Annotated in this window: 13 protein-coding genes; 4 read left to right on the top strand and 9 right to left on the bottom strand. The window is 40.1% G+C overall.

Going from position 1 to position 16,544, the window contains the following annotated elements:
- Window positions 1-2: 2 nt before the first annotated feature.
- The gene (locus QUE46_RS05215) at window positions 3-3,017 is read right to left on the bottom strand and encodes an EAL domain-containing protein (RefSeq protein ID WP_286246506.1); all 3,015 of its coding nucleotides are present in this window, start codon (window positions 3,015-3,017) and stop codon (window positions 3-5) included.
- A 358-nt stretch (window positions 3,018-3,375) separates the two neighbouring features.
- On the opposite strand from QUE46_RS05215, the gene QUE46_RS05210 reads away from it, so the two are divergent.
- The gene (locus QUE46_RS05210; RefSeq protein ID WP_286246505.1) at window positions 3,376-4,533 is read left to right on the top strand and encodes a chorismate mutase; all 1,158 of its coding nucleotides are present in this window, start codon (window positions 3,376-3,378) and stop codon (window positions 4,531-4,533) included.
- Between the two features lie 104 nt (window positions 4,534-4,637).
- Here QUE46_RS05210 and tyrA read toward each other — a convergent pair whose 3' ends face one another.
- From tyrA to ffh, 6 genes are all read right to left on the bottom strand, one after another.
- Window positions 4,638-5,771 carry a bifunctional chorismate mutase/prephenate dehydrogenase gene (gene tyrA / locus QUE46_RS05205; RefSeq protein ID WP_286246504.1) on the bottom strand — a complete coding sequence of 378 codons (1,134 nt, stop codon included), beginning with the start codon at window positions 5,769-5,771 and terminating at the stop codon, window positions 4,638-4,640.
- A 461-nt stretch (window positions 5,772-6,232) separates the two neighbouring features.
- Window positions 6,233-6,592, bottom strand: coding sequence for a 50S ribosomal protein L19 (rplS, locus tag QUE46_RS05200; protein WP_004587324.1), 360 nt, complete (start codon window positions 6,590-6,592; stop codon window positions 6,233-6,235).
- A 33-nt stretch (window positions 6,593-6,625) separates the two neighbouring features.
- A complete protein-coding gene (trmD, locus tag QUE46_RS05195) occupies window positions 6,626-7,393 on the bottom strand; it encodes a tRNA (guanosine(37)-N1)-methyltransferase TrmD (protein ID WP_004587325.1) in 768 nt (255 codons plus the stop codon).
- Window positions 7,393-7,929 carry a ribosome maturation factor RimM gene (rimM, locus tag QUE46_RS05190; protein ID WP_004587326.1) on the bottom strand — a complete coding sequence of 179 codons (537 nt, stop codon included), beginning with the start codon at window positions 7,927-7,929 and terminating at the stop codon, window positions 7,393-7,395. Before rimM ends, trmD begins: the two co-directional genes overlap by 1 nt.
- 17 nt (window positions 7,930-7,946) lie before the next feature.
- Entirely contained in the window at window positions 7,947-8,195 is a 249-nt protein-coding gene (gene rpsP / locus QUE46_RS05185; protein ID WP_055014036.1) for a 30S ribosomal protein S16, read from the bottom strand.
- A 250-nt stretch (window positions 8,196-8,445) separates the two neighbouring features.
- Complete coding sequence (gene ffh, locus QUE46_RS05180) at window positions 8,446-9,825, bottom strand: signal recognition particle protein (protein WP_286246503.1); 1,380 nt, start codon at window positions 9,823-9,825, stop codon at window positions 8,446-8,448.
- 252 nt (window positions 9,826-10,077) lie between these two features.
- Between ffh and QUE46_RS05175 the strand changes: the two genes are divergently transcribed.
- Both QUE46_RS05175 and QUE46_RS05170 read left to right on the top strand, forming a co-directional pair.
- Window positions 10,078-10,884 carry an inner membrane protein YpjD gene (locus QUE46_RS05175; protein ID WP_286246502.1) on the top strand — a complete coding sequence of 269 codons (807 nt, stop codon included), beginning with the start codon at window positions 10,078-10,080 and terminating at the stop codon, window positions 10,882-10,884.
- Between the two features lie 61 nt (window positions 10,885-10,945).
- Complete coding sequence (locus tag QUE46_RS05170; RefSeq protein ID WP_286246501.1) at window positions 10,946-12,214, top strand: HlyC/CorC family transporter; 1,269 nt, start codon at window positions 10,946-10,948, stop codon at window positions 12,212-12,214.
- A 59-nt stretch (window positions 12,215-12,273) separates the two neighbouring features.
- On the opposite strand, the gene QUE46_RS05165 is transcribed toward QUE46_RS05170, so the two are convergent.
- Both QUE46_RS05165 and gshA read right to left on the bottom strand, forming a co-directional pair.
- Window positions 12,274-12,885 (bottom strand): transglycosylase SLT domain-containing protein, encoded by a 612-nt coding sequence (locus QUE46_RS05165; RefSeq protein WP_029773467.1) that lies wholly within the window; start codon window positions 12,883-12,885, stop codon window positions 12,274-12,276.
- Window positions 12,886-13,019: 134 nt separating this feature from the next.
- Complete coding sequence (gshA, locus tag QUE46_RS05160) at window positions 13,020-14,606, bottom strand: glutamate--cysteine ligase (protein ID WP_286246500.1); 1,587 nt, start codon at window positions 14,604-14,606, stop codon at window positions 13,020-13,022.
- A gap of 387 nt (window positions 14,607-14,993) precedes the next feature.
- On the opposite strand from gshA, the gene QUE46_RS05155 reads away from it, so the two are divergent.
- Entirely contained in the window at window positions 14,994-16,541 is a 1,548-nt protein-coding gene (locus tag QUE46_RS05155) for a methyl-accepting chemotaxis protein (RefSeq protein ID WP_286246499.1), read from the top strand.
- Window positions 16,542-16,544 lie beyond the last annotated feature (3 nt).

Below are 16,544 nucleotides of genomic sequence, written 5' to 3'. Positions count from 1 at the left end.
TTTTATTTGCTACTAACACTATGCGGCGCATCGTTTAGTTTTTTGTACAGCGCAGATAGCTCTTGCTCAGCAACCGGTTTACTGTAATAAAATCCCTGCACAATATAACAATTATTATTTTGCAAAAACTCTATTTGCTCTTTGGTTTCGACCCCTTCTGCAACTACGTCTAATTTAAGTTTTTGCGCCATGGCTATAATAGCGGCGGTTATTTCCATATCATTAGGGTCTGTCGGAATATCTTTTACAAATGAGCGGTCAATTTTTAATATGTCGACCGGGAATCGTTTTAAGTAACTTAGCGACGAATAACCTGTACCAAAATCATCAATAGAAATTGAAATGCCCAGAGCTTTTAGTTCATGTAACTGGGTAATAGCCGCTTCAACATTCCCCATTAGCATACTTTCAGTCAGCTCTAAATGTAGTCGCTTAGCGCTAACACCTGTTTGCTTAATAATATTGCTCAACATAGGCACTAAATTAGCATCTTTAAACTGACGTGCAGATAAATTAATAGATACGTTGTTATCGCGCCCATCTTTAGCTAAACGTACTGCAAACTCGCACGATTGCTGTAGTACCCATTCACCGAGCTCTACAATGAGCCCTGTTGCCTCAGCAATAGGAATAAACTTGGTGGGTGATATAAGCCCTTCTATAGGATGGAACCAACGTAATAACGCTTCATAACCAACCACGTGTTGTGTTAATGAGTTTATTTGCGGCTGATAATAAACTTCAAACTGTTTTTCTTTTATCGCATGGCGTAGCTCGTTTTCAATAAAGAGCCTTTCATTGGCAGCAGCGTTTAGCTCTTGGCTATAAAAATGGTAAGTATTACGCCCTTTTGCTTTTGCCTCGTACATTGCTAAATCAGCATGTTTTAAAAGCTGGTCTTCTTCTAGGCTATCGTATGGCGCCATTGTAATACCAATACTGGCACTAACAATAACCTCATTATTGCCAAGTTTTATTGGTACGTTGAGCGTTTTTTGAATGGTATTGGCGACATCGCTAGCATGCTCTTGGCTTTCAATACCACTGAGTAATACCGCAAATTCGTCGCCTCCAAGGCGCGCAATAGTATCTTCGGCGCGTAAGCGTGCTTTAAGGCGGTTAGCAACCTCAATTAATAGCTGATCGCCAGCATCATGGCCTAACGTATCGTTAATGCGCTTAAATTCATCTAAATCAAAGTAAAAAAGTGCAAACGCATAATGGCCGCGCTCAGCCAAAGCCATTGATTTACGCAACTGCATTCTAAAAAAGGTACGGTTGGCTAAACCTGTTAGTGTGTCAAAGTACGCAAGCTGCTCCATTTTACGCTGACTTTCTTTTACAAACGAAATGTCTTGTGCGGACGCCACATAACTGGTGATCTCCCCACCTTCTTCACGAATAGGAGAAACACTTAGTGATACCCAAATTGGCTGCTTATTATTACCCTGAATTAGGGTGTCACCACGCCAATAGTTTCTACTGCGAAGGTCGATATTGATATCTTCAACCAAAATAGCCATCTCTGATGCGATAATATTTAACAGCGGCGCACGGTTAAAGTGGCTCTCTGGGTAGCCTGTCATTTCAAGCATTTTGGGATTTACATATTCTATGACAAAGCTCTCATCGGTGATCACCACACCAGTGCCTGAGAAAGCAACTGCTTTAGAGAGCTTATTTGCAGCTTTCTCGGCAATTTCTTTTTCTGTAATTCGCTGATTTAGCCCATCTATGAGCTTACGAATTTCTACAGTCATATCTCTAAATGAGCCGTTTAGGGTGCCTATTTCGTCTTTATTCTCTGGGGGAAACTCTGTTAATAACTGCCCTTTACCAAAGCCGGTAACTGCATGCACTAAGGTATGAATTCTGCGAAGAACTAACTGATAAAGTGCTTGATGTAACAACAAGGCAACCAATACTGCATAAAGCACAAATAAGCCAAAAAATTTCAATTTTAAATCTTGCAGAGCAGAGAGCGTAGACGAGCGCTTTTTATAAACCCCAATATACCAGTCTAATTTATCGATTTTACGAATATTAATAATGTGTGCTTCATCGTTTTGTACAAACGAATTAGCATACTCTGGTAATTTCATGGTAATTGCTTCATTAATAATGGCTTGCAATTGCGGATTAACAAACTCGTTTGTTGTTATTGTTTTATCTTTACTGCCATAGCTTGCTTGTAGCGCAGGGTTAAGACTCGGGTGTGCAAGCAGTTGCCCTTTTTTATCAAATACCAATAAATGTTTTTCTTTATCACCCACAGGGAGAAATGAGATCAGCGTATTTAAATCTATGTCACTGCCGGTTACCCCTAAAAACTCATTATCAACATACAAAGGAACGAGCAGACTAATAACCCATTTATGCCACACTTTATCGTAATAAACCTTAGACCAAACGGGTTCTCTGCTAGGATTTAAATCACTTTGAACATATTTAAATGTGGCACCATTAGAGCCTCTAAGTTCAGCCGGTGCATTTAACGCCCAGTTTGGCGGCGAGACACGGATGAAGTCGTCTTTGGTGATCATATAAAAATTAAAAAAGTCGTGAATTAAGGTTGGCGAAATGATTTTCCATAACGACTCTGAGTTATTAAATAAGCGCTTATAAAAAGGAGAATAATACTGCTGAGGAAGAAACGCCGCTGAAAGCCCATCACTTGATGCACTGCGTATAGTGCCGTCGCTATTAAATTGTAGTTGAGTTTTGTTAGATAAGTTGATTGCCGAGCTATCACTAAATAGCTGCTCCGACACTACATTATTAGCTTGTTTGGCAACAGCTGATTTTGTTTTGATTAGTGTATCAAATTGCCTGGTAAGTAATTCAGTAGAGCTTTTAAGTACTTCATGCTCTTCGAAAACTAATTGTTTTTCTTCTGATTTAAGCATCAGTGCGGCAGCACATACACCGGCAATTAAACATATTGCAGATATAAGCAACGACAGCTTTACACTTAACGAATTTAGTCCAAAACGCGATGGAGGGCGTCTATACACCACAGGCCAACCTTACTATATTAGTTGTTGTTATTTTTAGCTAATACCTGAAATATACCAGATCCCTATTCATATTTATAAACTATTTGTAAATTTTATCTAAAAGTCAGCCAAGAGCTGATAATTATTCATTATGCCTATTTAAACTGGCTTGCTTGTTGACTTTGCCAGTAACACCTCATACATTAACAGCATGAAAATTATCTTATCTTGTACTTTTTTTGCTTTTTTTAGCTTCTTTATATAAAAGAGGCTGACCTGTTTGTGAGATAAAATCAATCGAATAGTAAAGCCTCCCACTTGGGAGGCTTTTTTGTTTTAGTTGCACTAAGCAGCTTATTTTTGGAATGAGGAAACCAAAATGACCAACGATGTTTTAAACGCGCTCAGACACGATATTAACGAAATAGACTCTGATCTATTGGTGTTATTAGCTAAGCGCCGCCGTATTAGCCATGGTGTTGTAGAGTATAAAATTGCGAATAACAAACCGATTCGTGATGAGGCGCGCGAACTAGCCTTACTCGAAAAGCTGATTGGTTATGGCAAGTCGCTTGGTCTTGATGCGTATTATGTGAATAACGTTTTTCAAACCATTTTGGAAGACTCTGTGCTGCATCAACAAGCCATGTTGCAGAAAAACTTAAATCCCGATGCATTAAGCGAAACACATCGCGTTACTTACTTAGGCGGGCAAGGCTCGTACAGTCAGCTAGCATGTCATAAATACTTTAGCCGCCGCCCTGGCAAGTTAGTCGAAATTGGCTGTACCTCGTTTGATGAAATAACAGGCAAAGTAGAAAATGGCCAGGCCGATTTCGGTTTACTGCCTATAGAAAACACCAGCTCGGGTAGTATTAACGAAGTATTTGATTTATTACAACATGCTCAAGTATCAATTGTAGGTGAAGTTACACACAGTGTAGAGCACTGCTTACTTGCCACCCCAGATACTGAATTAAGCCAATTAACTAAAATTTATGCCCATCCTCAGCCATTTGCTCAATGTAGTCGCTTTTTACAAGGCCTCGGTGATTTACAACATGAAACCTGTGATTCAACCTCAAGTGCTCTACAATCAGCTTTAAATACACCCAATAGCGCGGCCATTGGCTCAGCACAGGCAGGTAAAAACGTTGGCCTTGAAGTGATTAAATCAAACCTTGCGAATCAAAGTGAAAACCACAGCCGCTTTATCGTCGTTGCACGTAAACCACTTCAGGTATCTAAACAAATACCGACTAAAACCAGCCTTATTATGGCCACTAAACAACAAGCAGGTTCATTGGCTGATGCGTTAATGGTGTTTAAACAACATCAAATAAACTTAGTTAAGCTAGAGTCTCGTCCTGTACCGGGTAATCCGTGGGAAGAAGTGTTTTATGTAGATTTAGAAGCAAACCTTGCCGATAGCCAAGTACAACATGCCTTAGAGGAGTTAAAAGCGCATACTCAATATGTGCGCGTTTTAGGCTGCTATCAAAGTGAGTCTTTACAAGCTGTGAGTGTTAATACCTAAGCTAAAATGCAAATATTAAAAAGGGCCTAAGTAGGCCCTTTTTTAATCGCTCATTAAAAATACTTTCAACGTATAGCCTAAGTAACTACACATTTTTAACCCTTTTAATCTAATACTTTGGCATCATTTGCTTTATTTAGCAGGCTACGACTTTGCGTTAAAAAGTGCGCGGTAGAGTCTGAAAAATACGCTTTAGCATCAGCAAATGCATCGATGAGTGCGCCTTTATCTCCCGCTTTTAACTTTTCAAGCGTTTCAGCGAAAGTATCTTGATACTGAGCTAATAAGCTCTCAACATTATCAAACTGGGCCAACATTATATCTGAGTATAACTCAGGAGATTGCGCAAATAAGCGCCCTACCATCATCAGCTCTAACTGATAAATAGGAGACGAGCAGCTTCTTAGCTCCTCTAAAGTATGGCTTTGCTTTGCTAAAAACTGTCCATAAACGAAGGTAGTTAAGTGACGCATTACTTGTATTATTTGCATTGCTTCATCATGCTTTTTAGCATCTAGCTCAACAAGTTGGCAGCCCCATACTTGCAACTGCTGTAGTAAGCCTTTTGCCGCATCATGCGCTCGGCCTTCACACACAACAACGGTTTGTTTAACCCAGTGAGAAATATCAGGACCAAACATAGGGTGTAAACCAACAACGGGCCCTGAGTGCGCTGCCTTTAATGCTTTAATGGGTGATTGCTTAACTGAGGTAATATCAACAAGCAAACAGTCATCATCAAGTTTAGGTAGCTTAGCAACAACGGCCTCAAGTGCATTGATAGGCACACTGATCATCACTAATTTTGCACCAGCTAAAATGGCTTTAGCGTCGTTTTGCTGATCTTTATCTAAAATCTTAACTTCATAACCTGAACGCATAAACTGCTGAGAAAATAGCTGGCCCATTGCCCCTTGCCCACCTACAATTACAATAGGTGATAAATCTGGGGCGGCACAGGCAAGCTTGGCTTGTTGGTTTTGATAGGCTTCGCGCATCATGCGCCTTAATATGTCTTCAACAAGTTCAGGGCTGACTCCTTGTTTAATCGCTTCATCACGACGAGCAGCTAGCAAAGCAGCTTCTCTTTCAGGGGCATGCAGGGGAGCACCATTTTGCTGCTTAATAGCACCAATTTTTTGGGTTATTGCATTTCGCTTTGCAAGTAAAGCAACTAACTGTGCATCGCATTCATCTATGCCATCTCGTAATTGTGATAAATCACTTAATTCAGCCACGTTTCTCATTCCACCTATAAACAACTCAGTTCGTAAATATATATTTACATTTAAGTAAACTAATCAATACGTTAAATACTAACAGGATCAAGTATGGGTGAAAAGGCTAATGTAACAATGCGGGTGAAAATTACTTATATCAATCCGCTTAATTAATTGATCAATTTTGAGACTGGAAAAAACTGTTGATACCTAGGCAAAAAATTCGCTATTTAGTTGTTCTCGGCAATTGCTCCTGCATTGCTCTACCTTCTGCATCCATGCAGTCGTAAATGAGAATTGTTTAACGCAGATAGCGACACTTTTAGCCTCTAGAAATGATTGTGTATTATTGCGGATTTGTATTAATACAGAGGGATGCTTTTGTGAAGAGGTAGTATGTTATTCAATGCTTAAAAACCAAAACGGGTTGCAATCCTAAGATTGCAACCCGTTTTCTTTGCGTTGATAAACAGCGCGTATTAGTTAAGTTTTTCTCTAATACGTGCAGATTTACCAGAACGCTCACGTAGGTAGTAAAGCTTAGCACGACGAACCGCACCGCGACGCTTAACTGTTACGCTATCAATAAGAGGGCTGTGCGTTTGGAATACACGCTCAACACCTTCACCGCTCGAAATTTTACGAACTGTAAATGCTGAGTGAAGACCACGATTACGCTTAGCGATTACAACACCTTCAAAGGCCTGTAGACGCTCTTTGTTACCTTCTTTTACACGTACCTGTACAACTACTGTATCACCAGCGCCGAATGCTGGTACGTCTGTTTTAAGCTGCTCTTCTTCAAGCGCTTTAATAATATTTTGGTTTACTTTTGCCATTATGTTTCTCACTTTCCTAGGTGTAACTGTCTTCTAGCCACAAGCTTTTTGGTACTCTTGCTGAAATTGCGCGAGTAATACCGCTTGCTCCTCAGTCAGAGCTAGGTTATGCAACAAGTCAGGACGTCGTAGCCAAGTTCTGCCTAATGACTGCTTAAGCCGCCATTTTGCTATCTCTTGATGGTTTCCACTGAGTAGTACAGCAGGCACCTGTTTGTCGTCCAATGTTTCTGGCCGTGTATAGTGAGGACAATCTAGCAAGCCATCCGAAAATGAGTCTTGCTCTGCTGACTGGTTATGACCTAACACGCCTGGCACTAATCGCGCTACTGCATCAATTAATGTCATGGCAGGTAATTCACCACCACTCAAAATAAAATCACCAATTGACCATTCTTCGTCAACGTATGACTCTATTATTCTCTCGTCTATACCTTCATAGCGACCGGCAATCAAAATCAGCTTTTCAGAGTTTGCGAGTTCGCTAGCCCCTTGCTGATCTAATTTGCGCCCTTGCGGGGACATATAAATTACTTTTGCGCCATCACCTGCCGCTTTTTTAGCGTCAAGAATGGCTTGTTTTAATGGTTCAACCATCATTAACATACCTGGGCCGCCCCCGTAAGGACGGTCATCTACGGTTCTGTGCTTATCTAAAGCATAGTCACGAGGATTCCAGCAGTTAAAGTCAATTAAGCCATTTTTCACTGCGCGACCAGTGACACCTTGGTGTGTAATAGCATCAAACATGTCTGGGAAAAGGCTTATCACCCCTACCCATAATGAACTAGTTTGAGTCATTAAAACCCAGGATCCCAGTCTACGGTAATTTCTCTCGCTTCGTATTTAACTTCTTTAATTACTGAATCAGTTAAAAAAGGAATCAAACGCTCAGCTTGACCAAATGCATCTTTACTGTTTGCCTTAACAACCAGTACGTCATTCGATCCTGTCTCCATCAGGTCATCAACAGTGCCTAAATTGTAACCTTTATCAGTTACAACCGACATGCCAATGAGATCTCGCCAATAAAACTCGCCTTGCGGGAGTTCTGGTAATTGCGCTGAATCAACAGATATTTCTGCATGGGTATAAGCCATTGCTTCGTCTCTGTCGTTTACTTGCGCAATTTTAGCGATAAAGCCTTTGTTGTGGCGACGCCAGTCGACCACTTCTAAGGTCTGCCATTTACCTTGTTGCCCTATCAACCACGGGCTGAAATCGAAGATCCCTTGGGGATCATCAGTAAATGAATGTACCTTAAGCCAGCCCTTTATACCATATGGGGCACCGAGCTTTCCTACGACAATAATTGATGAGGTGTTCTCTTGACTCATGGTTACACTTACGCCTATTAAGCCGCTTTACGAGCGTCTTTAACTAACTTAGCTACACGATCAGAAAGACCTGCGCCCTGACCTACCCAGTGATCAACACGTGGTAAATCTAGACGAAGTTTTTCTTCTTGACCTGAAGCAATTGGGTTAAAGAAACCAACTTTCTCGATGAAGCGACCGTCACGCGAGAAACGGCTATCCGCAACCACAATTTGATAGAAAGGGCGTTTTTTAGCGCCACCACGTTGCAAACGAATAGTTACCATACCGTCCTCTAAATAGATTGACTGTTTTCATTAATAAGATTTACTCCCCAGTATGGGGAGCTGGGGAATTGTACGAGTTTTTAGCAACAATGCAAGTAAGAAGTGCAGCAAAAAGCCACTTTAGTAGGTTAAACTATGATCTGAGCCACAATTAATAGATTATCATGCACCACACGCATAATTTATTCAACAAAAAAGGGCCGATTGGCCCTTTTGTTATACATTTTATAGTGGCTATTTAAGCGCTACATTAAAATTTAGGGCCACCGCCACCCATCATTCCAGGTGGTAACATGCCCTTCATGCCGCGCATCATTTTTTGCATGCCACCTTTACCTTTCATTTTTTTCATCATTTTTTGCATTTGCGTAAACTGTTTTAGTAGTTTATTTATCTCTTGTACCTGTGTACCAGAGCCTGCAGCTATACGCTTTTTACGAGAGCCTTTAATAATCTCAGGGCGCGCACGCTCTTGCTTGGTCATAGAGCTGATGATTGCTTCCATTTGAATGAAGGTTTTATCACCCATTTGGCCTTTTACAGCATCAGGTAAGTTTTGCATACCAGGTAGCTTATCTAGCATCGACATCATGCCACCCATATTTTTCATTTGCTTTAATTGCTCTGCAAAATCATCAAGGGTAAAGCCGTTGCCTTTAAATACTTTTTCAGCGACCTTAGCTGCTTTTTCCTTATCGACTTTCATTTCGACTTCTTCGATTAATGAAAGTACATCCCCCATGCCTAAAATACGCGATGCGATACGATCTGGATGAAATGGCTCTAATGCATCCGTACGCTCGCCCACACCCATAAATTTAATCGGCTTGCCGGTAATATGACGAATAGATAAAGCAGCACCACCACGCGCATCACCATCTGTTTTAGTTAAAATAACACCGGTTAGAGGTAGCGCTTCATCAAATGCTTTAGCGGTGTTCGCCGCATCTTGACCCGTCATTGCATCAACCACAAATAATGTTTCGATTGGGTTGATAGCTTTATGAAGGTCTTTAATTTCGCCCATCATTTCGTTATCTACGTGCAAACGGCCGGCGGTATCGACTAAAACAACGTCTATAAATTTCTTTTTAGCATGAGAAATAGCAGCGGTGGCGATATCTACTGGCTTTTGCGAAATATCACTTGGAAAAAAATCAACATTTACTTCAGTTGCTAGTGTTTCTAGCTGTTTAATAGCCGCCGGACGGTATACATCGGCACTAACAACTAGCACTGACTTTTTCTTACGCTCTTTTAAAAATTTAGCAAGCTTACCAACACTGGTTGTTTTACCCGCACCTTGTAAACCCGCCATCATAACAACAGCTGGCGGCTGTGCATTTAGGCTAAGCTCTTCGTTGGCTTCACCCATCGCTTTTTCAAGCTCTTCGCGTACTATTTTTATAAATACTTGGCCAGGGCTTAAGCTTTTAGTTACTTCAACACCTACGGCACGCTCTTTAACTTGCTTTACAAACTCGCGAACAACAGGCAATGCAACGTCAGCTTCTAAAAATGCCATACGTACTTCACGTAGCGTATCTTTAATGTTGTCTTCTGTTAAACGGCCGCGGCCACTAATATTTTTTAAGGTTTTACCTAATCGTTCTTGGAGGTTCTCAAACATGTAACGGTTCCGATAAGACGTTTATATTGACCCAATAAGCCACGCTTATTTGCAGTTTACTTATTAGATGGGAGCAATAGTATTAAATTTCAATTAAAAACAGTATACCGTAAATAAGGGCGCACAATACAGTATTGAAGCACAGCTTATTGAGTTTCTTTTTTTAGGTCTATGCAATTGCTTTGCTATAAAATACAATGTGTTTATAACAACAAGAATTATTTGACTCTAATTATAAGTGGCCCAAGCACAATGCTGATTATTAGTTTAACTATTATTGCCAGTTTATTTTATGTGTTAGCAACGTCTCACGTGTTAACACGCCTGTTTCATCAACAAGGCCCTAGCCAAAAGGTAACGGTTATTTTAAGCACCGTTGCTATTCTTGCGCACATGCTGTTGTTAGTTAATTCGGTGTTTAGATCCGATGGGCAAGATTTAAGTATTGTTAATGTAGCGCTGCTGACCTGCTGGGTTATTGTGGTATCAGTTACTGCGGTGTCGTTAAAGTTCCCTGCTACATTGCTGTTACCTGTAGTCTATGGCTTTGCAGCCTTACTCACTATTGCAAGTCTATTTATACCGCATCATATTTTATTACAAAGCTTTAATATTGACATAGGCCTTATTACGCATATATCGCTATCATTGTTAGCCTACTGCGTGTTAATTATTGCCACTTTATATGGCGTACAGTTTTACTTTATTGATAAACGCTTAAAACGTAAAGATTTAGCCATTGTGCATAGCCACTTACCACCATTAATGGTGGTTGAACGTCAGCTCTATCAGCTATTAAATTTAGGCACAGTTATCCTTACCTTTGCACTTTTAACTGGCTTTGTTTTTTTAGATGGGATGTTTGCAAAAGAATTTATACATAAAACAATTTTATCGCTTGTTGCATGGGTTATTTTTATCACGGTTGCGCTAGGACACATTAAAAAAGGCTGGCGTGGCAAGCCTGTGGTTATTACCATCATGGTCGCAGCATTTATCCTCACACTTGCTTATTTTGGCAGCCGTTTTGTACAAGAAGTGGTGTTAAATAAGTTTTAACTTGACTCTGTAAGCTCACTCTAGCTTAATACGCATTGGTTTATAAAAAAAGGATCCTTCTTTGGACAGCATATCTACGAGTGTTTTATTTATAATACTCGGTATACTAATTTTATGTTCTGCATACTTTTCTGGCTCTGAAACGGGCATAATGTCAATAAACAGAATCCGTTTGCGCCACCTTGCTAAAGAAAACCATCGCGCTGCCAAGCGTGTTAATAAGCTTCTGAGTCGTCCAGATAGACTCATCGGCTTGATCCTCATAGGTAATAATCTTGTAAATATTGCTGCCGCTCAAGTAGCCACTATTATAGGTATTCGTTTATACGGTGATTTAGGTATTGCAATTGCAACAGGTGTACTCACACTTGTCGTACTTATCTTTGCTGAAGTAACACCTAAAACCCTAGCTGCTCTCTACCCAGAAAAAGTTGCTTTTCCAAGCTCGGTAGTACTAAAAGGCTTACTTAAAATTTTGTTCCCATTTGTAGTTGTTGTTAATTGGATGACCAACGGAATGTTGCGTTTATTTGGGATTAGCGCTGAGCAAATAGACGAACACAGTATGAGTAAAGAAGAGCTAAAGTCGGTATTAAATGAATCAGGTGCATTGATACCCGCTCGTCACCAAAGCATGCTGACATCTATTTTAGATTTAGAACAAGTAACCGTTGAAGATATTATGATCCCACGTAACGAAATAGTGGCGATTGATATTAACGATGATTGGAAACTCATTAGTCGCCAATTAACTCATGCTCAACACACCCGCGTATTACTTTATCGTGACAATATTGATGATGCCGTAGGCTTTATTCATTCACGTGATGCGCTTCGCCTGTTAACCAAAGAGCAATTTGATAAACCATCATTATTGCGTGCGGTACGTGAGATTTACTTTATTCCTGAGGGGACATCTCTAAATACCCAACTATTAAAGTTCCAACAATCAAAGGAACGTATCGGTATAGTGGTTGATGAGTATGGCGATATACAAGGCTTAGTAACGCTTGAAGATATTCTTGAAGAAGTGGTTGGCGATTTCACCACCACACAAACACGTACACCAAGTGAAGAGGTAACCACGCAAAGTGATGGCTCTTACCTTGTTGATGGCGGTGCTAATGTGCGCGACCTTAACAAAGAGATGGGCTGGGAGTTTCCTCTTGATGGCCCTAAAACACTAAGCGGTTTAATTGTAGAATACTTAGAAGATATTCCAGATGCTAATTTAAGCCTTAAAATAGCTGGCTACCCTGTTGAAGTCCTAGAGGTAAAAGAGAATATGATTAAACAGGTAAAAATTAAGCCAAATCAACGTAAGTTGTAAGTTTAAATAACGCATTAAAAAAGGAGCCTTGGCTCCTTTTATGCTTTTAGGTGAAGCGTTTAACCAAAAAGTAGCCGCTCAAACCAGCCTTTATCTAGCTCGTCTTCACAACGTTTAAGCTGTGCACCATAACGGCTTGCGCGATGTTTTACTTTATTAGCAACACTCATTAGCCATTTTTTCTTTTTATAGGTACCGCGCTTATAACCGCCCCACCCTTCGTGATAGTTTAGATATTGGGCATAAGCATCCCATTTAGAGATACCGTTTACTTTATGAGTTTTATAAACAAACCACGCCATAAAGTCGATTGCATCGTCAAAATCATCTCTATCTGCACCACTGTTACCCGTTTCACGAATATAGTCAGACCAAGTTGGAGTTTTTGCTTGTGAGTACCCGTAAGCATCACTGGCACGCCCAGTTGGAATTATCCATAAAAAATATTCCATCGGCGGTGCAGCATCATGCCGAAACGAACTTTCTTGGTACATCATGCTCATAAGAACATGTTTTGGTGAGCCCCATTTTTCTTGTGCATCTTTTGCATCAAAGTACCAATCCGACTTTTCCTCAAAAATTTTACAAAGATCATTAGGTTGCTTTGGTGGTGCAGTGGCACACCCTGCTAAAGAGAGGGCAAAAGATAAAATAATTGCATTTTTTTTCATTTTTATACGATCTCACTGAACTTTTAAAAAAAGCGTGGGTCTGAGTATATGAATGCAGCAGTATAGCATTGTTTCATCCCTGAAGAATATTTACGCAGCCACCTTGGGCTGCGTTTTTTTTTGCTTAATAAAAATTAAGCGGGTGCTTTAGCATTAAAATATTCATCTAAAAATTCAGTAAAGCTTAGTGTATCGGCGCGCTCTATTTCTTCTCGCGCTTTATCTGAGAGAACAACTTGTTGCTCTAACCATTGTTTAGAAAACACATTGTAGTTAGCTTGTGCATGGCTTTGCTTATATTTATTAGCCAATTGAATAGCAAATAAACCATTATCTATACCCGTACTTTCAAGCTCATGTACATAACGCCCTGAAAAAGTCAGCGCTGGGTTATCAACCCAAGTAGCCATTTGTGCGATGGTTTCGCTGTAATAAGTTACACCGTATGCCTTATCCATATACTCAGCAACTTCGCTTAGTTGGTCAAAAATCTCTCTTCCCCAACTTTGTAACGTACGTTGTTGGTTGTTGTCATTAAGCATAACACCTACCTGACGACCCTGATTAACGACTGTATCTAAATTCTCAGTGCTGCGGGCTTGCTCCTTCCACTGCATTTCTGGCGAGTCTTTTAATAAACAATACGTTAAAAACACATCTAAAAAATGAATTTGCTCTATATCAATACCGGTTTCACTAAACGGGTTTACATCAAGGGCTCTAATTTCAACATATTCAATACCTGCTCTTAATAGAGCATCTGTTGGTTTTTCACCACTTTTAGCATTACGTTTAGGGCGAATTGGCGAGTAAAACTCATTTTCTATTTGCAGAATATTTTTATTAAGCTGCTTAGGCGTTGCTGTGGTGTAGTCATCAATATCACCGTATAAGTCGGATGGCGTGTTGATTGCTTTTTTAAGTCCAGCTACATACTCATCAAGCGAGTTATACATTACGCGTAATGAAGATTGTGCACTGTTGGTGTAACCTAAATCACCCAAGCGTAGCGCAGTGCCTACTTCTAAATAAAGGGTACCTTTACCTAACTTTTTAAACGGCAGGTCAGTTTTTCGCCCTTGTAAAAAAGAGTTACACAAGGCAGGAGAGGCACCAAACAAGTAGCTAATTAACCAAAGCTCGCGTTTAAAATTGCGAATAAGCGCTAAATAACCATCCGAAATAAATGCCTCTAGGCTTTGCTCACTTTGCTTTAATGTGTGTAAAGATTGCCAAAGAGACTCTGGGAAAGAAATATTAAAATGTACACCTGCAATCGCTTGCATCATACTGCCGTAACGATTTTTTAATCCTTCACGGTATAGGGTTTTCATTCGTGCAGTATTTGAGTTACCAAATTGAGCCAGCACGATGTCATCTTGATCTTCAATAAAGCACGGCATACTAATGGGCCATAAAAGCTCATCACCCATGTGCTCAAGTGTAAACTTTTGCAGGTCTTTTAATTGCGCTAAGGTTTCTGTTGCTGATTCACTAACAGGGGTAATAAATTCAAGTAATGACTCTGAAAAGTCGGTCGTAATGTGTCCGTTTGTTAACGCACTACCTACGCCCTTTGGGTGACCTAAAGTGGAAATGGCACCAGTGCCTTTAATACGCAACGACTCTCGCTCAATACCACGTTTGATCCCTTTAATTGCGTGCTGATGCGGTGTTGCTGATAACGCGTTAAGCGCGCTAGATAAATCATGTATAGTCAAAAAATGCTTCCTCGGCCACGTGGCTTAATCTTAGGGTTATGGGGGCTAATTGCCCATACTCAAGATTAAATTGTTAAGAACAATATAATTTTTTAAAATTTTTAGCTATTTACCCTGTTGAGCATGTGTTTGATACCATAAGCATCAATCAGCAAGCTAATCTTGCCACTGCTCAGGCTATTATACAATCGCTTTACTCAAGCCTAAAGACCGAAGATTAAGCGGTTACACTTCATTTGCTTTAACATTTTATGCGCAGTATTTGATATAGATCATTAAAAGTTGCAATTTTAGTGACAATTTTGTTTAGCGCATTGCCTTTGCTTCACCTCCTTTTGTTTAACTAATACAATGACAAGTTAATTAAAAAGGATGGTTAAAACTAACATGCGTCATAATCAAAGCTTAGTAAATGAAGAGGTTCGCTTTAGTGATTCTCAACAATTGGTCTCCACTACCGATTTACGCGGAGTCATTACCTATGCCAATAAAGCATTTTGCGATGTAGCAGGGTTTACTGCACAGGAGCTCGTGGGTAAAAATCATAATATTGTACGCCACCCCGATATGCCCAAAGCAGCATTTAAAGAAATGTGGAATACGCTTAAAAGCAGCCACTCATGGAGAGGTATAGTCAAAAATCGTTGTAAGGACGGTCGCTATTACTGGGTTGATGCGTTTGTTACACCCATTTTTGAGCGTAATCAGTTAGTTGGTTATCAATCTGTACGGACAAAACCAGATGCAAAACATGTTTTAACAGCCCATAAACTGTACGAAAAATTAAATAGTGGTAAAACTGCTTTTAATTTTAAAGAGCGCACGCACTTGCGCCAAGTGCTTACGTTAGGCGTTGTATTTAGCTGGATAATAATGAGCGGGTTGCTCTTTTCAGCCCTGGCAGCTGCTATAAACATATTGATCTGCGTGCTTATTTTAGCGTTAAATTATCAAGAGCTTGTGGCAACCCCTGCTAAATTAAACGCCTACAAACAGTATTCTGACTCCCTTTCTCGCTATGTTTTTTGCGATAACTCGCCATTAAGTGTAAGTGATTATAAAGAACAAATGTTACTTGCTAAACTCAGAACCGTATTGGGCCGCGTAAAAGATGCCACCTATACCTTTAATAACATAGCTAAAAACTTGGATAATAAATCGGCGCTTACCGAAAAAGGCATTGAGGCGCAAAGTACACAACTTACGCAAATCGCGACTGCTATAGCGCAAATGACCGCCACTATTGGTGAGATTTCTAATAGTACAACAACGACCGCCGACAAAGTTAACTCTACTCAACATAGCTGCGCGGATATAAAACAACATATTGCTGATAACAAAAAAATGGTATCTGAGCTAGCAACCCACGTAGATCATGCTGCCAATACCGCTAATAACCTCGCTCAAGAAGCGGATAAAATAGGCCAAGTGATGAATGAGATAGAAGGTATTGCTGAGCAAACTAATTTATTAGCGCTTAATGCAGCAATAGAGGCGGCAAGAGCTGCAGAGCATGGCCGTGGTTTCGCCGTGGTTGCTGATGAAGTACGTGCCCTTTCTTCTCGTACGCAAAGTGCTACGGGGCAAATCCACAGTTCGATTAAAGATATACAAGATACATTAGTTAATTGGTCAAAGGTAATGCAAAGTACAAAACTTCAAGCTGAAGGGTGCGTACAAACAACCGAGCAAACCCATCAAGAGCTCGATAGTATATTTAATCAAATTAGTGAAATAGCGTTACTTACAAACAGTATATCAACGGCTGCAGAGCAGCAGCAGATGGTGAGCCATGATATTGCAAATAATGTTGATAATATAAAAGAAGTAAGTAGCGACAACTTAGCGTTAAGTTTTGACGTTGCTAAAGATGCCGCTGAGTTAGTTGCCGGCTCACAAAAAGTGAATAACTTACTTTATACATTTAAAGTATAAGGC

Origin of the sequence: Pseudoalteromonas sp. MM1 (assembly GCF_030296835.1) — a bacterium.
Lineage (GTDB): Bacteria > Pseudomonadota > Gammaproteobacteria > Enterobacterales > Alteromonadaceae > Pseudoalteromonas.
This window is presented reverse-complemented; position numbering and strand designations above follow the sequence as displayed.